The 21,000-nt window shown below is 65.6% G+C and carries 13 protein-coding genes; all 13 read right to left on the reverse strand.

Annotated elements, in window-relative coordinates; all coding sequences use genetic code 11:
* Window positions 1–28 precede the first annotated feature (28 nt).
* The 13 genes from JYG32_RS20530 to JYG32_RS20590 all read right to left on the reverse strand — a co-directional run bounded on the left by JYG32_RS20530 (window position 29) and on the right by JYG32_RS20590 (window position 20,969).
* Window positions 29–460: a hypothetical protein gene (locus tag JYG32_RS20530; RefSeq protein WP_213266754.1), complete on the reverse strand. Its 432-nt coding sequence runs from the start codon at window positions 458–460 to the stop codon at window positions 29–31.
* Window positions 461–489: 29 nt separating this feature from the next.
* The gene (locus JYG32_RS20535) at window positions 490–5,058 is read right to left on the reverse strand and encodes an RHS repeat-associated core domain-containing protein (protein ID WP_213266755.1); all 4,569 of its coding nucleotides are present in this window, start codon (window positions 5,056–5,058) and stop codon (window positions 490–492) included.
* Window positions 5,059–5,079: 21 nt separating this feature from the next.
* The gene (locus JYG32_RS20540) at window positions 5,080–6,345 is read right to left on the reverse strand and encodes a hypothetical protein (RefSeq protein WP_213266756.1); all 1,266 of its coding nucleotides are present in this window, start codon (window positions 6,343–6,345) and stop codon (window positions 5,080–5,082) included.
* A gap of 15 nt (window positions 6,346–6,360) precedes the next feature.
* Window positions 6,361–8,565 carry a type VI secretion system tip protein TssI/VgrG gene (gene tssI, locus JYG32_RS20545; protein WP_213266757.1) on the reverse strand — a complete coding sequence of 735 codons (2,205 nt, stop codon included), beginning with the start codon at window positions 8,563–8,565 and terminating at the stop codon, window positions 6,361–6,363.
* A complete protein-coding gene (gene tssH, locus JYG32_RS20550; RefSeq protein ID WP_213266758.1) occupies window positions 8,562–11,228 on the reverse strand; it encodes a type VI secretion system ATPase TssH in 2,667 nt (888 codons plus the stop codon). The genes tssI and tssH overlap by 4 nt, the downstream gene beginning before the upstream one ends.
* 12 nt (window positions 11,229–11,240) lie before the next feature.
* Window positions 11,241–12,362, reverse strand: coding sequence for a type VI secretion system baseplate subunit TssG (gene tssG, locus JYG32_RS20555; RefSeq protein ID WP_213266759.1), 1,122 nt, complete (start codon window positions 12,360–12,362; stop codon window positions 11,241–11,243).
* On the reverse strand, window positions 12,359–14,230 hold the full coding sequence (gene tssF, locus JYG32_RS20560; RefSeq protein WP_213266760.1) for a type VI secretion system baseplate subunit TssF: 1,872 nt from the start codon (window positions 14,228–14,230) through the stop codon (window positions 12,359–12,361). The genes tssG and tssF overlap by 4 nt, the downstream gene beginning before the upstream one ends.
* A 4-nt stretch (window positions 14,231–14,234) precedes the next feature.
* Entirely contained in the window at window positions 14,235–14,783 is a 549-nt protein-coding gene (gene tssE / locus JYG32_RS20565) for a type VI secretion system baseplate subunit TssE (RefSeq protein WP_213266761.1), read from the reverse strand.
* Window positions 14,784–14,809: 26 nt separating this feature from the next.
* On the reverse strand, window positions 14,810–15,301 hold the full coding sequence (locus tag JYG32_RS20570; RefSeq protein ID WP_027791618.1) for an Hcp family type VI secretion system effector: 492 nt from the start codon (window positions 15,299–15,301) through the stop codon (window positions 14,810–14,812).
* Between the two features lie 71 nt (window positions 15,302–15,372).
* On the reverse strand, window positions 15,373–16,881 hold the full coding sequence (gene tssC / locus JYG32_RS20575) for a type VI secretion system contractile sheath large subunit (protein ID WP_174381351.1): 1,509 nt from the start codon (window positions 16,879–16,881) through the stop codon (window positions 15,373–15,375).
* Complete coding sequence (gene tssB, locus JYG32_RS20580) at window positions 16,874–17,428, reverse strand: type VI secretion system contractile sheath small subunit (RefSeq protein WP_213266762.1); 555 nt, start codon at window positions 17,426–17,428, stop codon at window positions 16,874–16,876. Before tssB ends, tssC begins: the two co-directional genes overlap by 8 nt.
* A gap of 87 nt (window positions 17,429–17,515) precedes the next feature.
* Window positions 17,516–18,631, reverse strand: a complete 1,116-nt coding sequence (gene tssA / locus JYG32_RS20585) for a type VI secretion system protein TssA (protein ID WP_213266763.1) — start codon at window positions 18,629–18,631, stop codon at window positions 17,516–17,518.
* Window positions 18,618–20,969 carry a serine/threonine-protein kinase gene (locus JYG32_RS20590; protein WP_213266764.1) on the reverse strand — a complete coding sequence of 784 codons (2,352 nt, stop codon included), beginning with the start codon at window positions 20,967–20,969 and terminating at the stop codon, window positions 18,618–18,620. The genes tssA and JYG32_RS20590 overlap by 14 nt, the downstream gene beginning before the upstream one ends.
* Between the last annotated feature and the right edge of the window lie 31 nt (window positions 20,970–21,000).

The raw sequence follows: 21,000 nt of genomic DNA on the forward strand, positions 1-21,000 counted from the left end.
ATCTCGCTCCTTGATGTTGATTCGCAGCTTAAAAGCACAGATTCTCTCCGTCCTCAGTTTGCACAACCGTTCGATAAACAGGACTCCAAGATGAAGGTTCAGAATTAATCTTGGCCTTCAATCCAAAAACAAAAACGGTATCGCCGGCCGCAAATCGGTCTTGCATCTGGTTGTTGTTATCAATAACGCGAAATTGATGCAAAAACACCATGGGCTCATCATTGAAATAGGCCCACCTGGGTTCGCCAACCCAGTCTGGAGGAGTGTTCATATACAAAAACTCTCCTGCCATTCTCTCTGCAAGCCATTTTTTTCTGTTGCTCGGAGAGCCTGAGACTTTATATTCATCGAAAATTTTCTTGACGAAATTTTCCGCTTGATCATCGTCGACCGATGCTTTCAATTTCTCTGCCACAAGTATTGCGTCAGCGCAAAAGTAATTAAATTCAGTGATTACCATTTTGGGGCTCCTAAAATTTTATAAAATGATTACCAATTCACAGGTGACTTGACGACCGACAAAAGATCCCAGCCCAAGTTCCTATATGGATCCATGGATGAATGCGCCCACGGGGTAGCACGAACCAGGTTAAAGCTTTCATGCGCCGTCTTCTTTGAGCCGGATCGCTGGAAAATGAATTGATGGTGCAACTCCATTGGAACCTCGATTGTTGCTACTTTCCCAACGCGCCCTTTCTTTACATTTGTCAGGGTGTTCTTGTAGCGAACCTTGATTTTTATCATCGGTGCCTTTCCGGCCAACATTCTGCTTATATTTCTCGGAGAATATCTATGCGGATTTTTTAGTGCCTCTTCTTTCCAGAACTCCTCTCTCGCGCAGCTCCAACTCTTCAGGCCTAACGGGTCGATCCATCCAAATAAATTGGATGCAAATCGATACAGATTCTCGCCGCCTTCAAGACCAATTGGGTCCAGGGATACGAATCGACCAGTGCTTGGATCGAAATATCTGTAGCGATTATAATTGAGACCCGATTCGTCGTCGTGGTACTGCCCCTCCAGCCTAAGTGGCTGGTTAATTCCCGTGGTTTTGGAACACTCAATGTGTCCGGTTGGGGCATAACGCGCTTCCCATACAACACCTCCATCGGCTCCGTGCATTCGCACCGGTGCCCCATTCCCATCACACTGATAAAAATACATCGCGGGCATCGGTGGCACCTCGCGCTGCGGAGGCCCTCCGTAGTCCGGCAGTTTGCGAGGGATAACGCAGAACGGACGAAACGTTTCCGGGTAATAGACCCACTCGTATAGTTGAGCCGCCGCGGGAACATCGTTCCCTACGACGTCACATGATGCACATTCGTCACTCTTGGCTGTGTCGCTTGCATGTTCCGCTACGAGCGTGTTGCCGTCCCAGAAGAATCTGCTGACGTGCGATGCGGCCCTCTCATCGCAAGGGCTCGCTACACCAGTATGCACGACCTTACGCACCCGTCGCTGAAATGCGTCGTACTCGTACCGGGCACGGATGCGAAGCTGCTCGTGTCCAATTTCTGCGACAGCTGGACGTGTCGCCACGGTCTCCGTGAGATGTCCGAGCGCATTCCAGTTCAGTCTCAGGTCCTGTCCTGCTTCCTGTCGACGCGTGAGGTTCCCCGCACGGTCGTACGCGTAGTAGCAGTTGTCATACTCGCCTTCACGCACCCATGTATCGGACGACGCCGCATCGGCAGCATCGACAGTGCGGCGCTCGCGGACATGCGTCTTCAGTAAATCCCCGGCTGGATCGTACAGAAATCGGTACAACCGTCCCATCGGATCAATGTGTGCGATGACAGGGCCTACAGGGTCGTACTGGAAACGTTCGGTACCGATACGTGAATCACGCTTTTCGACCAATTCCCCGCTTGCGTCATACGCATACTCGCTTGCAAACAGCACACCTGCGCCCGCCAGCAGGGTCCGCTGCGAGGTGAGTTCGCCGCTAGCCTCGTATGCAAGCTCGCGCCGCAAGTCAGTGGTAAATTGCTCGGCTCGAACCCTTCCGAGCGCGTCACGTTCAAGTACGACGGGTGTTTCATTGTCGATCTGAATCGACGTCACGGCATCCAGCGCGTCGTACACATAGCGCACCGTATGTTCGACAACGTCATCACCCACGACAAGCCTCGTTCTGCGTTCCGTTCTATTGCCTCCCGCGTCATAAGTGCTGGCAATCGTGAAGTCATCGCCCTGCCGTTCTTCGATCACACGGCCATCTGAGTCGTATCGAAATACGATACGGCAAGACGGATTTCCCGCAAGGCACAGATTGCCGCACGAGTCATATGCAAAGCGGTCTATCCACATACCGCTCGCCGGATCCAGATTGGGGGTGTGCTTTTCCGTTAGTCGCCCGAGCCGATCATAGCGATACCTGACGGTTTGCCCTAGTGGATCGGTGCTATCGAGTAATTCACCGGCTGCACCGTATTGGTACCCTCGCGTCTGCCCCCAGTAGTCCGTTTCCAAGACGATGCGTCCGAGCGCGTCTCGCTCCAGCGTATACAGTTCGCCGCGCTCGTTGGCGACTTCGATCAGTTGCTCTTCGGTGTCGTATCGGTATTCGACGGTCGTGCCGTCGGGGGCGTTTCGTTTGCTGAGCTGTCCGACCGCCGTGTACTCCATTTGAGTCACATGACCTGCTGGATCTCGATAGCGAATCAGGTTTCCGTCGGCATCGTATATGCAATGGACTTTGCGCCCCCCTGGTTCGATGGCCTGAACCAGGTTGCCGTTGCGATCGTACTCATAGTGGCTCGACCTCCCGAGAGCATCGATCGTCTCGACGAGATTTCCATGCGCATCGTGCCGGTACCGGGTGAGATGGCCCAAGGCATCCGTCATTGCGGCGAGGTTGCCGTCGCGGTCAAACTCGAACTTCGTGGGCGCGCCGCGCGGATCGATGTGCTCGACGGGTTGTCCGGATGCGTCATACCTGTAGCAAGATTTCGCGCCTGACGGCGCGGTTTGTCCGAGCAAGTTTCCTTGATCATCCCATTCATATCGCCACTGCCGTCCCCCCGGTAGCGTGACGCTGCAGGGGCGTTGATTGGCGTCGTATTCGGTACGGACTACACTGCCGTCGGGTAGCGTTTGCCTAACGATGCCACCTTGCTGGTCGTAATCCCATCTGACCGTACGGCCGGCGGGATCGGTTCGAGACTTCGTGCGACCTTGTGTGTCGTACTGATAGTGCGTCACGCCGCCGAGCGGGTCGATCTCGGCCACGGGCATGCGTCGCTCATTCAGTTGCAGGAGCGTGGTGTAGCCACGTGAATCAGTAATCTTCGTTTCCTTTCGCGCGGTATCGTACGAAAAGTGGTAATCCAGGAGTCCTTCATCACCCCACGCCCGTTCGACTTGCCATACGCGATCATCTCCGGAGCAATAGCTGTAGTAAAACGACACGCCCCGTGCGCTGGTATGGCGGACCATCCGGTGATCGTCCGTGTAGTCGAAGCGGTGCGGCTGCGCCATCGCATCGATCACCGTGCGCAGGTTCCGCGCGCGGTCATGCTCGTACGCGACGAGCGGATGTGCAAGGCCATCTATATCGATCAGTGTCAGCGTATTCAGCCAGCCGGCTAAATTAACGCTGTCATGTGCTCCGTCTCGTATCCCGCATACGATCGCGCGAGCTGTCCTTCTGTCCAGTGCCCACTCCGAAATGCGCTCGACGTATCCGCACCCGTCACGCTCGAAAACCCATGCGTTGCCGTTCAAATCTGCAATGCGCTCGACGGGTAAAGTCAAGTGGGAATTGTCTTCAAACGCGCCGACCGTTTCTGGCCATTGCCGCGGAGGCACGAATTCATACTCGATGCCTTCCCGTGTGCGCAGCCTGAAGCTGTCGCCGTACAGGTACAGCGCGTACCCGTGCTGCCAGTCGTAGACCCGCGCCGGCCAGCCATCTTGTGCCGGCAGCGCATCGAACGCAGTCGAATGGTCTGGAAAGTATGCGACGGCCCCGATTGCCGCTTCGTTTGGCATCAGTTCGAGTCGAATGTCCGCGGGTGTCTGCCAACCGACGCCGACTGCCCCGGGACATGGGCTATGACTCGCGTAATGCCGCTCCCAATCGAGCGGCAATCGCCCAGAAATAGTGAAATCGCTGTGTTGAACGACAACTTCACCCGTCGAGGCGTCGACCGGCTCGGCCTTCAGGACATTGCACCGCAAGAACCCTGGCTTCAAATGCAACTTGTCCGCCAGCGCCTTTGCCCACTTCGACCCCTGAAACGCCTTGAACAACCCCTTCGCCGCCGCAGCCATGTTCATGATCGGCGGCCCGCCCACCAACACCGGCCGCCCGGCCGGAATCGGCAGCATCACTGAGCTTGGCATCGACGGATAGGTGCGATCCGTATGGGCGCTATTGTGCGGAGGCGGCTCCATGCCAACCGACCAGCAACTCAACGCCTGCAGCGCCATGTACGACATCGGATCGTTGTTGGCGAGCACCGTCTTGCTGCCCATGAACGATTCCCCGTCGTTCGACGGCTCTGGATTCTCCGCCGGCGGCGGCGCAAACGATTCCCCGAGCGGGAAATGCAACCCCGGAACGTGATACGCATGCGTGCCCGCCGTGGCGCGCATCATCCCGTTCACAAAAATCGGCCTGCCGCTACTGCCACCCGATCCGACGTTCGAGCCAAGATCGTCACTTATGCGGTTCTTGATCTTATTGGCCTCTTTCGCAAGCCTCATCCCCTCCGCGACATTGGGGTCATCCTTGAAGTCCGGCAGCTTTCCGCCGCCCATTAAGCCATCGAGCTGTTCATTGACCTGCTGGTTTGCCTCATCGGCCAGATGCTCCAGCTTCTTCACATCGTCTGGATGATCTTCGATGTATTCGGTCACCTTCTCCTGCGCGATCATCATCGCAATGGAGCCGACCACGGCCTTTGCCGCCTGGAGGTACTCGTGCAGATCGAGCATGAACCCGACATGAGGGTGCGGCAGGAACACCGGCGGCGTACCGGGAGTGACCAGTACCGAATGAACGTCGACGCCAACAACCGGATCGAGATGCTTGACGGCTGGTAGTGCCACGATATCGTCCCTTGCTCGCGTTCAGCGTCCGCCACGCAACGCAGCGACCTTCTCGCTGAGCGCGTTGCGCCGCCGATCCTGCACACCCAACTGCGAAACCATCCACTCGACAACGAGCGGAAGGTTGCTGTTCGCCCGCATCGGCTCGTCGATCATCAACCCCGCATCGAGCGCATTGAATCCCGCCTCCAGCGCATGCTCGCGCTCCCCTGCCCGCTCCCAGCACACGGCGCTCATGCGCCACGCCTCGACCGTCATCAGCCCATCCTTGGCAGCCGTGGTCGACGCCGCCGCGCGTTCGTAGCAATACGCCGAGTGCGCATAATCCTTGTGCGTCAGATGCACGCTTGCCTCGCCGAACAACCCGTTCGCGACGAGCTTGTGCCCAGCCGGATGCTCGGCCTCAACCGCACGCATCCCGCTGTTGGCCGCACTCCGGTACGCCTCGATCGCACGCTCCCGATCGCGCCACTTCAGATACGCGGCACCGGCAATCAGATGCACGACAACACACTGATCGAACCACTGCTCGCGCTCTGCGACCTTCAGCGCCGCCGCACGTAGTTCCTCCAGCCGAGCCGGATTACCGCTTTCGATGATCTCGGTCAGCAACACGAAATGCCGCCGGAACTCACCACTCGGCCCGCGTTCGCCCGACTCGGCAAGTAGTTCGCGCGGTACGCTCGCCATCGAATATTTGCCTTGCACGACACGCACCGCGGCCCGATGCCGATGCACCAGTGCTGCAAACGGCGCGATATCCGTACGCGGCACGACAAAACGCACGCGCTCGCCAAGCTGCGGCGCGATCGCAATGATCGACAGCAAACCATCCATCCACTGCACCCATGCCGCGTCATCTTGCACTTTCGCCGGCTCCAGCACGAAAACCATCGCCGGAAAAATGTCCGGATGGTGCTGCATCAGGCTGTCGGCAACCGTGAACAGATACAGCAAAGGATTCTTCCCATCGTCGTACGGCGCTTGCCAATCCGCCCGCACGCCCTGCGCTTCGGACCCCTCGCGCCGGCTGTCGTAGAACGCAACGAGCTCGTCCGCCAGCGCCTTCGCATACCCCGCTTCATTGACGAACGACGCCCGCATCGTCCTTACCGCACACGACGTTTCATCCTGAACCTGGAAATACAGCCGCACGAGCTGCGCATCCGTCTCGTCGGTCTGCCAGATCATCAATCGCGCTTCGCGTTCCTTCGCGAAACTCATCCAGTCCGTATGCGCATCCATGAACCTGCGCTCCACCGGATTGGTCGGCTGCCAGTTCTGCATTCGTGCGGACCTCCGTCACGGATTCAGTTTCAGGATCGTGCCTTCGACCGTGTGCTCGACCGACGCCGACGACGTCACCTTCTTGCCGTTCACGCTGTGGGTTTCCGTGCCGCTCGATGCGACATTGACACCCTGGATCGTGATCGTGCCGTCGCTCTTCATCACGAGGCTGGACATCCCGCAGACGAGCGAAAGCTGATCGCCGGCGTTGACGGTCACCTGATGCTGCACGTTCGTCGTATGGTTCGCACCGACGTTGACGGTGTGTTCGCCGCCGACCGTGTGCGTATGGGCTTTGGCGATCGTCGAGGTCCGCGTGCCGATCTCCTCGGTATGCGCCGACGCAACCAGCGTCTTCATGTCCTGCGACGTCGTCTGATACATCTGTCCGACGTTCAGCGTCTTGCCTTCGCCGATCGTTTCGGTCTTGGCATGCGTGACCGACTCCGTGTGGCTGCCGCCGATCGTCGCCTCACGATCCGACGCGATCGTCACGGTCTCCTTCTTCCCGACCGTTCGCGTCCGGTTCCCGCCAACCTCATGCGTCTCATCCACACCGATCTGCGCGACCCGGTTCTTGCCGATATTCACCGTCTCGTTCTGCCCCACACTCCGTTGCCGGTTGTTCTTCACCTGCATCGTTTCGTCATTCCCGACCGTATGCGTATGGTTGTTCCCGACAGAAAGCGAATGATCGGCCTCCGTCTCCGCATCGAAATTCCGTTCCGCATGCATCCAAAGCTGCTCAGCGCCTTTCTTGTCCTCGAACCTGAACGCATTCGCATGCTCGGTCGTCCCGCCCGGCGACGACCGCGACAGCAGCCCGCTTTGCGTCGCGCTCCCCGGCAGCCCCCACGGCGGCATCTTCTCGCCGTTATAAACGCGCCCCGTCACGATCGGCTCATCCGGATCGCCGTTCAGGAAATCGACCACGACCTCGTCGCCCACACGCGGAATCTGCACGCCCCCGAATCCACCGCCGGCCCAAGGACTCGACACCCGTACCCAGCACGACGAATCCTGGTTGCTCTGCCCATACCGGTCCCACCGGAACTGCAGCTTCACGCGCCCGTATTGATCGGTCCAGATTTCCTCGCCCGGCGGCCCGACGACGGTCGCCGTCTGCGGCCCGTTCGTACGCGGCCTCGGCGTCTCACGCGGCGACCGGAACGGCAGGCTCGACGGCTGCACCAGCATCATCGTCTGATGCACGACGGCCTCCGCGCCCTGATCGCTCGCATACGCGTTCTCCTGAAAGCGGTACTGACACCGCACGATCAGATACTCGCGGTTCTGGTCGGCGCGCGGACAATGCGCGAGCGTGAACAGATACCCGGGCGCGGCGCCGCGCACGTCCGTATCCGCGCTCGCCCGCTCGTGCTCGGCCTGCTGCTCCTCGAGCCGCACGCGGCTGTAGTGCGCGCCGGGCGCATCGTCGCGATAGCCGCCCGGCCATTCGAACGACGCGAAGCTGTCGTGATCGTGGCCGCGCGGGTCGACCTTCTGCGTCGACAGGTCGGCGCGCGGCTTCGTGTAGTCGTAGTCGGTGGTCTGGTGCTTGCCGACACTCACCTCCTGCGCGGGCAGCCAGCCGTCGACATGTTCCTCGTCGGCGATCGCGGTGCGGTCGCGCGCGATGTACGGAATCGTCTCGTAGCCGGGCAGCGCCGTGTGCGACGACATCGCGTCGCTCAGCATCAGCGTATGCGTGTCCTCGGCATGCCGGAACCAGTAATAGATGCCCTCGAACTCCATCAGCCGCGACACGAACGCGACATCGGTCTCGTTGTACTGCACGCAGTACTCGCGCGGCACATACGATTCGGCGAGGTGGTTCTCGATCGGAAAGCCGTACGTCGACAGCACCTCCTGCACGATCTCGGGCACGGTCTTGTTCTGGAAGATCCGGCAATCGGAGCGGCGCGTCGCGAGCCACAGCCACGGGCGCACGACCAGCTCGTAGCCGTAGTACCGCTCGGCACGCCTGCCGGCAAGCGACGCGCGCGCGACGATGCCGTTCAGGTAGCGCGTCGACTGGTCCTGCTGTTCGATGCGGACCGTCACGGGCTTGCCGAGCATGTCCTTCAGCGACAGGCTGTGACTGTCCGCGAGTGCCTCGATCCGGAATTCGAACAGCCGGCCGAGTTCGTCGCTGCCGTCGAGCGTGTGGAATTTCAGGTCGTCGCCGTGCGGGCTGTCGAGGGTGAAGACGCGATTCACGTCGTTGCCTCCTCGTCAAACCGGTAAGCGAATTCGCCGTCGGCCGCGCTGACCTCGATCGACGACAACGCGCGGCCTTCGAGCGTGGCCTGCAGGATTGCGCGGCTGATGCGCGGCATCACGGTATGCGTGAGGATCGCGTCGACCATCCGGCCGCCGGATTCGATCGTCCGGCAGCGCTCGACGATCAGCGCGGTCGCCGCGTCGGTGCAGCGCAGCCGGATGCCGTGATGCGCGTCGATCCGCTTCTCGATCCGCCGCAACTGCAACGCGACGATGCGCGCGAGCGTCGCGTCGGTGAGCGGGTAATACGGCACGACGGTCAGCCGGCCGAGCAGCGCGGCCGGAAATACATCGAGCAGCGGCGTGCGCAGCGCATCGGCGAGCGTCTGCACGTCGGGCAGGCGCTCGGGGGCGCGGCAGAGCTGCATCACGCGATCGGCGCCGACGTTCGACGTCAGCAGGATCACGGTGTGCCGGAAATCGATGTCGCGACCCTCGCCGTCCTCCATCCAGCCCTTGTCGAATACCTGGAAGAAAATCTCGTGCACGTCGCGGTGCGCCTTCTCGATCTCGTCGAGCAGCACGACGCTGTACGGCCGGCGGCGCACGGCCTCGGTCAGCACCCCGCCCTGCCCGTAGCCGACATAACCGGGCGGCGCACCCTTCAGCGTCGACACGGTATGCGCCTCCTGGAACTCGCTCATGTTGATCGTGATCGCGTTGTGCTCGCCGCCGTACAGCGTGTCGGCCAGCGCGAGCGCGGTCTCGGTCTTGCCGACGCCGGACGGGCCGCACAGCAGGAACACGCCGTGCGGCTTGGTCGGATCGTCGAGCTTCGCGCGAGCGGTCTGGATCCGTTGGGCGATCAGTTCGACCGCATGCCGCTGGCCGACGACGCGTTCGCCGAGCGTATCGGCGAGCTTCAGCACGGCCTGCGTCTCGTCGCGCACCATCCGGCCGAGCGGAATGCCGGTCCAGTCGGCGACGACGGCCGCCACCGCGTGCGTGTCGACGGCGGGCAGCACGAGCGGCGCGTCGCCCTGCACGTCGGCCAGCGCCTGCTGCGCGGCGGCGAGGTGCGCCTGGATATCGGCGCGCGTGGCGGCGTCGAGTTCGCGCGACGGATCGTCGTCGAGCAACGCGGCGCGTGATTCGACGATCGCCGCCAAGGCGTTGCGTTCGGTTTGCCAGCGCACGTCGAGCTGATCGAGCGCGGCCTGCGCGGCGGCAATGTCCGACTCGATCGCGTCGCGCCGTGCGGCATCACCGGTGCCGAGCGCGCACTCGCGGCCGATCCGCTCCTGCTCGACGCGCAGGCTGTCGATGCGGCGGCGCGCGTCCTCGATCGGCGCGGGCACCGCGTGCTGGCTGACGGCGACGCGCGCGCAGGCCGTATCGAGCAGGCTGATCGCCTTGTCCGGCAACTGTCGGGCGGGGATATACCGGTGCGACAGCGTGACGGCAGCCTGCAGCGCGTCGTCGAGCACGAGCACGCGGTGGTGAGCCTCGAGCTTCGCGGCGAGGCCGCGCAGCATCGTCAGCGCGGCCGTCTCTTCCGGCTCGTGCACGTGCACGAGCTGGAAGCGCCGCGTCAGCGCGGGATCCTTCTCGATGTACTGCTTGTACTCGGACCACGTGGTCGCGCCGATCGTGCGCAGCAGGCCGCGCGCGAGCGCGGGCTTCAGCAGGTTCGCGGCGTCGCCGGTGCCGGCCGCCCCGCCCGCGCCGACGAGCGTATGCACTTCGTCGATGAACAGGATCGCAGGCCGCTCGGACGACATCGCTTCGTCGATCACGCCGCGCAGCCGGCTCTCGAACTCGCCCTTTACGCTCGCGCCGGCCTGCAGCAGCCCGATGTCGAGCAGGTACAGCGCGACGTCGTGCAGCGACGGCGGCACGTCGCCGGCGGCGATCCGCAGCGCGAAGCCTTCGGCGACGGCCGTCTTGCCGACGCCGGCCTCGCCGACCAGCAGCGGGTTGTTCTGCCTGCGCCGCAGCAGGATGTCGACGATCTGGCGGATCTCGGCGTCGCGCCCGACGACCGGGTCGATCTCGCCGGCCCGCGCGCGGGCGGTCAGGTCGACGGCGAAGCGCGCGAGCGCCGAACCTTCGGCAGCCGTTGCGCCGCGCACCGCCGTGTCGCCGCCGATGCCGGCCTTCGAAGCAGGTCCGGCCGGTTGCGCCTCGGGCGAGCCGGCGACGATCGGTTCGAGATCGTCGGCGAGCACATCGGGCACGATGCGCTCGAATTCGCGCGTGATCGCAACCAGCACGTTGCGCAACTGCGGCGTCTTCAGGATCGCGAGCAGCAGCACCGCGCCGCGAATGCGCGTCGCGTCGTATTTCAGCGTCGCATAGACCCACGCGCGTTCGACCGCGTCGTCGATGTGCACGGACAGGTCCGACACCGAGCCCGCGCCACGCGGCAGCCGGTCGAGCGCGGTGACCAGCGCGCGGTCGATCACGGCCGCGTCGATTTCGAAGCGGCGCAGCACGCGCTGCAGGTCGCCGTCGGGCCGCTGCAGAAGCTGCTTGAACCAGTGCGCGAGTTCGACGTAAGGATTGCCGCGCAACCGGCAGAACCCGGTGGCCTGCTCGAGCGTCTCGTAGAGGAACGGATTCAGTTTTCCGAACAGGTTGACGCGGCCGATATCGGACATGACGGCTCCCGTTTAGGCGGTTTCGCGATGAAAGGCCGCGCCGGCGCGCGGCGTGTCGCCACGGCGCACGTCGTAGCGGACGACGAGGTCGCGCGCGGGGCCCGGTTCGAGACGCTGCCCGAGCCACGCGGTGCGGCCGATGCCCTGCGGCGCGCCGAGCGCGATCGCAGGCACCGCGTCAGCCGCCAGTTCGAGCTGCACATCCCAGTCGAACTCGATGCCGACGTATTCGCGCACCCATTGCGCGAGCTGCCGCGCGTGCGGCCCGCCCGGCAGGAAGCGGCGGTACGCGTCGAGCGACAGCGGGCCGAGCACGATCCGGAAACGCGACTGCGCATCGCGCACCGCGACGCCGAGCGCGACGGCGCCGACGCGCAACGTCGGCCGCGTCGCGCGGATCGTGCAGCGCTGCGAGCGCTCGATCGCGACCCATTGCGGCACGTGCTCGACGATGCGCGCATCGACGCCGAAATGCCGGCGCAGGATCTGCACGAGTCCTTCCGGGTTGCGGGTGTGTCGCACGAGATGGCCCGCATGGAAATAGCGCGCATGCGGCGCGAGCGCGTCGGCGATTGCAGTGGCCAAGGCACCGGCTTGCGCGGCCGGCCTGTCGCCGTGCGTCGCACGTCCGATCAGGCTCGCGATGTAACCGTCGAACCGTGCGCGCTCGGGGCGATCCAGGCTCACCGTCGGCTGCGCGTCGGCCCATGCGCGGTAGAACAGCAGGATCAGCCGGTGATGGAACAGGTCCGCGAACGCGGCAAACGTCGGGTCGTCGTGCTGGGCCGCACGCTCGTGCGCGTATTCGGTCAGGTGCGTCGGCAGCGGCCCGTTCGGCCCGAACAGTCCGAAACCGTGGATCGCGATGCGCGGCGGCGCGGCGCCGTCGTCGTGCACGCCGGCCAGCATCGACGCCGCGAACGCGAGCGACGGCTGCTGCCCGAGCCGCACGGGCTCGTCGCGCGGCCGCGCGGCATGACCGAGCGGTGCGCGGCCGGGCGACAGCGCGTCGAGCCAGCGCAGCGCCTGGAACAGGTCGTAGCCGTGCGGCGCGGCCCGCAGCCGTGCCCACCACGCGTCGCGGCGTGCGGCTTCGGCGGCCGGCCGGGCGCCGGGTGACGTGTCGCGTTTCATATTGCAGGCCGCCTGCCGATGCGCGCGGGCCAGTGCGCGAGCGTGCCGCGCTGCGCGCTGGTCAGCACGCATTCGGCGAACGCGTTGATCGACACGTGACGCGCGAAGAACTGTTCGAGCACCGCGCCGAGCAGGAACGGGCTGTCGCCGGAGAACGCGTGATCGTCGACGGTTACGTCGACCTGCACGCCGCGCCCGAACATCAGCGGCCCGAGTGCCGGCAGCCGGCGGAACACCGGCGAGAACGCGACGCGCTGCACGCCGTCGATCTGCCGGCGCATCGCGGCGTCGGCCGGGTCGGCGTGCAGGCCGAGCAGTTCGCGCAGCGCGTGCGCGCCCTCGTCGTCGTCGAGATCGGTCAGCGTGTGGCGTGCCAGCCCGAGATGGCGGATCAATCGCCACGCGGTTTGCGCATCGGCGATCGGCGGGCGCGGCCGCGACGGGCCGCGGATCGCGACGATACGCTCGACCGGGGCCGACACGCGCAGCGTGAACGTGTTCGCGTCGCCGGGCGGCTGCAGCAGCACGAGATCGCGGTTCGTACACAGCGTGTCGGCGGACAGGTAGCGCATCGTCTCGTCGTACGGCGCGCACTGGCTGTCGACAAGCGATACATAGGTTTCGCTGCCGACGTAGCCGGTGCGCGTGCCGTTCGCGCGCGCCTGCGCGGATACCAGCCGCGGCTCGCGCCGCACCGTGTAGTACGCGCCGTAATTGCCGTCGTCGCCGGCGAACGACGCGTGAAACGGCCGGAATTCGCGCGACTGGCCGTCGTCGCGCTGCTCGCTCGCGAGCCGCTGCACCGCATAGACCTCGTAGTCGAGCGGCCGGCTGCGGTCGACGACGACATGATGCTCGCGCGCGCCCGGCTGCAGCGGAATGCGGTCGGCGCGGCGCGCGAACAGGTTCACGGCCGGCGTGCAGTTCAGCGCGAGGTGGCGCGCGTCGACGGCGGCTTCGAGCGCTGCGTCGTGACGATCGAACAGCACGGTCAGCTCGCATTCGTCGCCGGTCGCGCGCGCGAGCGCGGCGCGCAGCCCGCCGATGCTGAAGAACAGGAAGCGTGCCGGAAACGCGAAATACTCGCGCAGCAGCCGGTAGCCGTGGAAGCTGCGGCCGTCGTCGGGCAGGATCGCCTGCGCCGGATCGAAACCCTCGTGGACGATCGCGTCGGCGTCGAGCGTATGCAGCCAGCGCGGCGGCTGCCCGGGATCGTGACACACGACGCCGAGCGCATGCGCGGCGATCAGTTCGAGCAGATGCAGCGCGTCGCGTTCGGGGCCCGCGAGATGGAACGTCAGCCGGTCGAGCGGCAACTGCGAGAGTTTGGCGCCGCCGCGTGCCTTCAGCCGGATGCGCAGCGCGCCGCGCACGTCCTGCCGCGCCGCGACGGCGCCGCGCGGCAGCCACGACGGCGCACCCGTGACGGTCGCATCGATCAGTTCGAGCGGCCACAGCGTCAGGTCGTGCGCGGTGCGGAATTCGCACGCGGTCTGCTCGGACGCGGCCGGCCGCGCGCGCAGCGCGGTGCCGGCCGGCAGCCGCCAGCCTTGCGCAAGGCTGCCTTCGTTCATCATCGGCGCGAACCGCACGATCGCCATCGACGGCAGCGGCGCGATATAGCCGGGATACACGGCGTCGAGCAGCGCCTGCGTGAAGCGCGGGAATTCGGCGTCCATCTTCAACTGCACGCGCGCGGTGAGGAAGCTGAAGCCTTCGAGCAGCCGTTCGACGTACGGGTCGGGCGGCCCCGATTCGTGCAGCCGCAGCCGCGCGGCGACCTTCGGGAACTGCTGCGCGAATTCGCCACCGAGCTCGCGCAGGTACGCGAGTTCGCGGTTGTAGTAGTCGAGCAGGCGCGTATCCATCGCGTCAGGCCCCCGCCACGGATTGCAGCGACATCGCGCCCGTCTCGAGATCGAGGTCGGAGCGCAGCACGAATTCGAGCGGATGCGGGATCGACCACAGCGTGCCGCGGATCTCGAACAGCAGCACGTTGTGGCGTCGTTCTCCCGCCCGGCCGCCCGGCGCGTCAATCACGCTGCGGACTTCGACGCTGTCGGGTGCGATGCGCGGCTCGAAGCGGACGATCGCGTCGCGGATCGACGCCTCGACCGACATCCGCTCGACGCCCGACATCGGCTTGCCGACGAGCGGCCGCATCCCGTAGTTCAGCACCGACGCCTGTGCGTGCGCGAACGCCGACCAGTCGACGAAACCGTCCTCGGCATTGCGCGTGTTGAGCAGCCATGCGAGATCGCGCAGCACGGCGGCGCGCAGCCGCTCGGTGCCGATCCATTGCGCGCCGGGCGCTTCGGTTGCGCGCTGCGGCGCGTCGTCGGTGAGCCGGTCGAGCAGCGCGGGCTGCAGCCGGTCGCACAGGTTGCCCTCCCGGCCGTCGCGGGTTCGCGGGTCGTCCATCGTCGTCTCCGTGCCTGCTTGTACCCTCACATCTCGGTGTTTTCCTTGATGTTCCAGCCGACCGTGACCTCGGCGCCCTTGCCGCCGTTGTCGTTCTGCTGCCAGTACTGCTTCTTCACCTTCGCGGCCTGGAAGCCGTAGTGCATCATCAGCCGGTCGGCGACGTCGCCCGGATCGATGCCCGCGACCTGCGCGGACGTGACGAGCACCTCCTGCAGCGTCACGCGCATGAACTCGACCTGCGTGCCGCCCGTCTTGCACGCGGAAATCTCGACCGACGACAGGTGCTTGCCGTTCGCGCAGTTCTTGATGATCGCGGGCGCGCCCTTGTCCATGTACGCGGCGACGACGAGATCGTTGAAGCTCGCCTTGCCCGCGTTGCCGCCGCTGCCGCTCGCCATCGCGCCCGGCTGGCTCGCGCCCCACGTGAACGACTGGATGTCGGTCCAGCCCTTGTGCTGCGCGTCCGCCGATTCGCCGGTCACGCCGTCCACCTTCATAAACATTGCTACGCCCATTGCCGTCTCCGTTTCAGTGCGAGGTCAGGTTGAATGCCGTGTTGAATGCCGCTTTCCGCTCGTTTTTCCGCTTACTCGTTCGCCGCCTTCGCGGTCGGCAACCGCGAGATGAGCCGCAGCGACACGGTGAGCCCTTCGAGCTGGTAGTGCGGTCTCAGGAAGAATTTCGACGTGTAGTAGCCGGGGTTGTCCTCGACTTCGTCGACGACCACCTGCGCGGCCGCGAGCGGCTTGCGCGCCTTGGTTTCCTGCGACGAGTTCACGGGGTCGCCGTCGACGTAGTTCATGATCCAGTCGTTCAGCCAGCGCTCCATGTCGTCGCGCTCGCGGAACGAGCCGATCTTGTCGCGCACGATGCACTTCAGGTAGTGCGCGAAGCGGCAGCACGCGAACAGGTACGGCAGGCGGCCGGACAGCCGTGCGTTCGCGGTCGCGTCGGGATCGTGGTACTCGGCCGGCTGGTACAGCGACTGCGCGCCGATGAACGCCGCGAAATCCGAGTTCTTCCGGTGTACGAACGGCATGAAGCCGTTCTTCGCGAGCTCGGCCTCGCGGCGATCGCTGATCGCGATCTCGGTCGGGCATTTCTGGTCGACGCCGCCGTCGTCGGTCGGGAACGTGTGGCTCGGCAGCCCTTCGACCGCCCCGCCCGATTCGACGCCGCGGATCGACGAACACCAGCCGTACTGCTTGAACGAGCGGTTGATGTTCGCGGCCATCGCGTACGCGGAATTCGCCCACGTGTAGCGGTCGTGGTTCGCGGCGTCGGTGTCTTCCTCGAAGTCGAATTCGTCGACCGGGTTGGTGCGCGCGCCGTACGGCAGCCGCGCAAGAAAACGCGGCATCGCGAGGCCGACGTAGCGCGAATCCTCCGACTGCCGCAGGCTGCGCCACGCCGCGTATTCGGTATTCTGGAAGATCTTCGTCAGGTCGCGCGGGTTCGACAGCTCCTGCCACGAATCCATCTGCATCAGCTCCGGCGACGCGCCGGCGATGAACGGCGCATGCGCGGCCGCCGCGATCTTCGACAGCTCGCCGAGCATCTCGACGTCGGGCGGGCTGTGATTGAAATGGAAATCGCCGACGAGGCAGCCGAACGGCTCGCCGCCGAACTGCCCGTACTCTTCCTCGTAGATCTTGCGGAACAGCGGACTCTGGTCCCACGCGACGCCCTTGTAGCGCTTCAGCATCCGCGCGACCTCGTTGCGCGACGCCGGCAGCGCCTTGATCTTCAGCAACTCGTCGGTCTCGGTGTGCGTGACGAGGTAATGCAGGCCGCGCCACGCGCCTTCGAGTGTCTGGAACTCGTCGTGATGCAGGATCTGGTTGATCTGGTCGGACAGCTTCCGGTCGATCTCCGCGATGATCTGCTTCACGCTGCCGTACGCGTCGGTCGTCATGCCGACCGTATGTTCGAGCGCCTGCTGCGCGAGCGTGCGCACCGCGCGCTCGACCGACTCGCGCGCCTCGGCCGTCTTCGGCTTGAATTCCTTCTGCAGCAGCGCGGCGAACTCGTCGTGAGCGACGGCTGGCTGCGCGAGGTCGCGCGTGTCGGCGCGGGATTGGACGGGGTCATTCATCGCGGGCCTCCGATTCGGTCGCATCGCCGCGCTGCGCGGATTCGTGCGGATTGCGCACGAGCGTCTTCAGCAGGTCGGGATCGTTGATCGCGCGCTCGATCAGTTGTTCGGCGCCGTGCTTGCCGTCCATGTACGACAGCAGGTTCGACAGCTCGGTGCGCGCTTCCAGCAGCCGGCGCAGCGCGTCGACGTTGCGCGCGATCGCGGCCGGCGAGAAATCGTCGATCTGCTCGAACGTCATGTCGACATTGAGCATCCCTTCGCCCGTCAGCGTGTTCGGCACCTGGAACGCGACGCGCGGCGCGACCGACTTCATCCGCTCGTCGAAGTTGTCGACGTCGATCTCGAGAAACTTGCGCTCCGGCAGGTCCGGCAGCGGCTCGGCGCGCTTGCCCGCCAGGTCCGAAATCACGCCCATCACGAACGGCAGCTGCACCTTGCGCTCGGCGCCGTAGGTCTCGACGTCGTACTCGATCTGCACGCGCGGCGCCCGATTGCGCGCGATGAACTTCTGTCCGCTGCCCGCTGCCTTGGTTCTGTCAGTCATCGTCCACTCCTTCGCTTCGATCAGGTTGCGCAGTACGTTGTCGCCGCCCGCGTGACGGCTTCCTTTATCCGGTTTGTCCGGTTCGTTTCATTCGCTTCGCTCGCCGCTCAGCAGGTCCAGCTTCGGCAGGCTCTCCGGCGCGAGATCGCGGATGATTTCGTAGAAGTCGAGCGCGAGCAGCCGCTGCGCGCGCCGCAGCAGCAGCGGCGCCGGATGGCTCGGTTCGTGCTGCTCGAAATAGCGGCACATCTTGTCGAGGCCGAGCCGCACGTCGTCGCGGCTCGTGACCTCCGCATCGCGCCACGCGTGCGCGTTCGACATGGTTGCCGGCGCAACCGGTGCGGTGCCGGTCTGCGATGCGTCGCCGGACGCGGCCTGCTGCGCGGAAACTGCACCGTCCGGCGCGCCCGATTGCGGCTCGGGCACCGGCACTTCGCGCATGATCCGTTGCAACGCCTTCTCCGCATCGCCGGCATCGGGTGCCCATTCGCGGCCGAGCTTGTCGGTCACGGTCGCGCGGATCGTGTCCAGCGCTTGCAACGCGGCGCGCGCCGCGTCGAGCGGCGTCGTGCCGTCGCCGCGCGCGGCCGACAGTGCGGCAATCAGGCTTGCGCGGCCGCCGGCTTCGTCGCGGCCGTCGAGCAGCCGTTCGGCGTCGCGCACGTTCGGGCCGCCGTCGAACAGCGGCTGGCGGCGTGCCGCGCGTGCGCAGTCGTGCGCGCCGGCCACGTCGGCGAGCGCGTTCATCCGCGGCGTCGGGTCCGGTTCGCCGTCAGCGTCGAGCCGCGGATGCAGGTCGTCCCACCGGCGCTCGAGCAGGTTCGCGACGATTGCGAGCGCGTCCGCGTAGCCGGGCATGCCGTGCTGCTCGATCCAGCTACGCGCGAGATACGCGACGACGCGCAGGTCCTTCGTGCGTGCGGACAGCGCAAGCGCGAGCCGCTCGACCGCGCCCCAGTCGGGCGCCTCGGCCGGGATCACGGTGTCGCCGTACTGCTGCTCGGCGCGCGGCGTCGCGCGCTCCTGCAACTGCAGGAACTCGGCGTCGTATTCGAGGTTCGCGCCGCATGGCGCATCGGGCGCGACGTCCGCGAGCAGCCGGCCGATCAGGTCGGCACGCGGCGTCGCCGCCGGCAGGCCCGGCGACGCAGGGGAAAGCGCGGCGGCGGCGAGCGCCGCCTGGCTGACGTCATTCGAATGCATAGTCGATGTTGATCGGTTTGCTGCCGAAGTCGATCGCCACGGTGCGGCGCAACGGCGGCAGCGAGCCGTTGCGGATCTCGATCTGGTAGACGCCCGGCGTCAGCGACACCGAGCGCAGCGGCGGGCTCGCGCCGCGTCGCGCGCCGTTCACGTACACGTCGCCCCACGGCTGCACGTTGAAGCGCACCTGGACGGTTTCCTGCGTCTTCGGCGGGCGCGGCTCGGCAGGCAGCACGTTCACGGCGGCAATGGCCGTTTCGGCTTCCGGTGACGGCTTGGGCGCCGGAGTTGGCGTGGACGCCGGTGACGAGGCGGTTCCCGACGGCGGCACGTTGACGACGCGCTCCGACGCGTCGAGGCTGCCGGCAGGCGCGATGGCGGAACGGGAGCGGGCTTGCGCCGGCGCCGGGTTCGTGACGGCGGTCGCGACCTGCGGTGCGGTGGCGGCGTCGACCGCAGGCGTGCTGGCCGGCGCGGCGGCAACGGGCGGCGGCGGAACCTGCGCCGACGATCCGGTAGGCAGGCTCGACGGCGGCACGACGATCGGCGTCGGTCCGTGCTGGGCCAGCGTGGCGTCCGGCGTGCTGGCGGGCGATGACGTGCCGGCCTGCGGCTGGCTCGCGCCGGGTGCGGCTTCGTCGGCGACGCGTGCGGGACGCGACAGATAGGTCGCGGCGAGGCCGACGGCGATCAGTGCGACGAGCGCGCTACCGACGTAGACCGGTATGCGACGGTTGCGCGATCCGGCGGGTGCGGAGCCGCGTTGGGTGCCGGTCGGCACGGACGCGCCGCCTGATGACGATGCCAATGCGGCGGGATGCGACGCGGTGGTGCCGGCGGCGCCGGCAGCCGCATACGCATTCCCGTTCGTGTTCCCGGAATCCGCTGCGCCGGGCTTGCCGATGTCTGCGTCGGCACGTGCGGATCGCGCATCTGCTTCGTCGTGCGCTTCGGTTCTTGCAGCAAGCGGTTCCTTTGCACGCTCCGCGTTTCCGTTCGGCGCACCGGATTCAACCGGCTTCGCCGCCGGCCGAGACGTATGCGATGCCGACGCTGCCGACGCGCCCGCAGCCGCAATCGCAGCGTTCTGCGCAGCCGCCTTCTGTGTTGAAGGTCCACCAGCCTCCGGCTTGGCACCGAGCGGGGCAGACGATGCAGATGCGTGATCCGATGGTGCCGACACATTGTCCGGACGCTCGGCCTTTGACGACTGCCCATCCGACGCAGCCTTTCCCGCAGCGGTTCCGCCCTCGCCGATCGCCGCCGCGGCAACAGCCGACGCGGTGCCCGACGCAGCGGAAGCCGCCGAAGCATCACCCTTCCCTTCCCCGCTCCTGCCCGCGTCACCCGCCGGCGGCACGACCGCCGCGCCATACCCACCGCCCGTCCGGTCGAAGTCCCGCAACCCGAGCTCCGCCGCGAACGCGGCGACCGATTCCGGCCGATCCGGAATCCGCAACTGCAGCGCATGATCGACGGCCGCGAGAAACGCCGGACTGTACACCTCGCCGGCCGGCAATTCGCGCGACACGAGCGGCCGGTACGTGTCCTTGATGCTGCGCACGACGGCCGCGGGCGGCAACTCGCCGGCGATCATCGCGTGCATCACCGCGCCGAGCGCATAGAGATCGGTCCACGGCCCCTGGCTGAACGCCGGATCGTCGGTGTACTGCTCGATCGGCGCGTAGCCGGGCTTGATCATCATCGCGCCGTCGTCGACGAGATCGCCGATCCGTTTGCGCGCCGCGCCGAAGTCGAGCAGGATCGCGCTGCCGTTCGGGCGGATCAGCACGTTGTCGAGCGCCACGTCGCGATGAAAGCATTGCGCGCGATGCAGCGTGTCGAGCGCGCCGAGCAGCGCGCCGACGATGTTGCGCAGTTGCGTCTCGCTGATCCGCATGCCGCCGTCGAGCAACTGCTTGAGCGTACGCCCTTCGTAGAACGGCATCACCATGTACGCGGTGCCGTGGCTTTCCCAGAAGTGCAGGACCTTGACGAGCCCCGGATGATCGAATTGCGCGAGCAGGCGCGCCTCGTTGAGGAACGCGCCGCGCCCCGCGTCGAACGCCTGCGCGAACCGCTCGGAACGCAGCGACACCGTATAGTCGCCGCCGCGCGTGGCAAGCATCGACGGCATGTACTCCTTGATCGCGACCGCGCGCCGCAACGTGCGGTCGAACGCGCGATAGACGATCCCGAAACCGCCGATCCCCAGCACCTCGTCGAGCTGCAGTTCGCCCAGGCGATGGCCGAGCGGCAGCGGCCGCACCGTGAATTCGGATGCGTCGCCGCGTGTCGCCGTGTCGTACTCGTTGTCTCTCGATCCAGCGTCCTTCATGTCCACCTCTCGAAACCGCGCCCCATCTGCC

The sequence above is a fragment of the Burkholderia pyrrocinia genome, from assembly GCF_018417535.1.
In the GTDB taxonomy this organism is placed as follows: domain Bacteria; phylum Pseudomonadota; class Gammaproteobacteria; order Burkholderiales; family Burkholderiaceae; genus Burkholderia; species Burkholderia pyrrocinia_E.

What these genes read in the sequence shown, in the direction of transcription:
- JYG32_RS20530 (WP_213266754.1), bottom strand. Translation starts at nt 460, where the DNA reads ATGGTAATCACTGAATTTAATTACTTTTGCGCTGACGCAATACTTGTG.
- JYG32_RS20540 (WP_213266756.1), bottom strand. Translation starts at nt 6,345, where the DNA reads ATGCAGAACTGGCAGCCGACCAATCCGGTGGAGCGCAGGTTCATGGAT.
- tssH (WP_213266758.1), bottom strand. Translation starts at nt 11,228, where the DNA reads ATGTCCGATATCGGCCGCGTCAACCTGTTCGGAAAACTGAATCCGTTC.
- tssG (WP_213266759.1), bottom strand. Translation starts at nt 12,362, where the DNA reads ATGAAACGCGACACGTCACCCGGCGCCCGGCCGGCCGCCGAAGCCGCA.
- tssF (WP_213266760.1), bottom strand. Translation starts at nt 14,230, where the DNA reads ATGGATACGCGCCTGCTCGACTACTACAACCGCGAACTCGCGTACCTG.
- tssE (WP_213266761.1), bottom strand. Translation starts at nt 14,783, where the DNA reads ATGGACGACCCGCGAACCCGCGACGGCCGGGAGGGCAACCTGTGCGAC.
- JYG32_RS20570 (WP_027791618.1), bottom strand. Translation starts at nt 15,301, where the DNA reads ATGGGCGTAGCAATGTTTATGAAGGTGGACGGCGTGACCGGCGAATCG.
- tssC (WP_174381351.1), bottom strand. Translation starts at nt 16,881, where the DNA reads ATGAATGACCCCGTCCAATCCCGCGCCGACACGCGCGACCTCGCGCAG.
- tssB (WP_213266762.1), bottom strand. Translation starts at nt 17,428, where the DNA reads ATGACTGACAGAACCAAGGCAGCGGGCAGCGGACAGAAGTTCATCGCG.
- tssA (WP_213266763.1), bottom strand. Translation starts at nt 18,631, where the DNA reads ATGCATTCGAATGACGTCAGCCAGGCGGCGCTCGCCGCCGCCGCGCTT.
- JYG32_RS20590 (WP_213266764.1), bottom strand. Translation starts at nt 20,969, where the DNA reads ATGAAGGACGCTGGATCGAGAGACAACGAGTACGACACGGCGACACGC.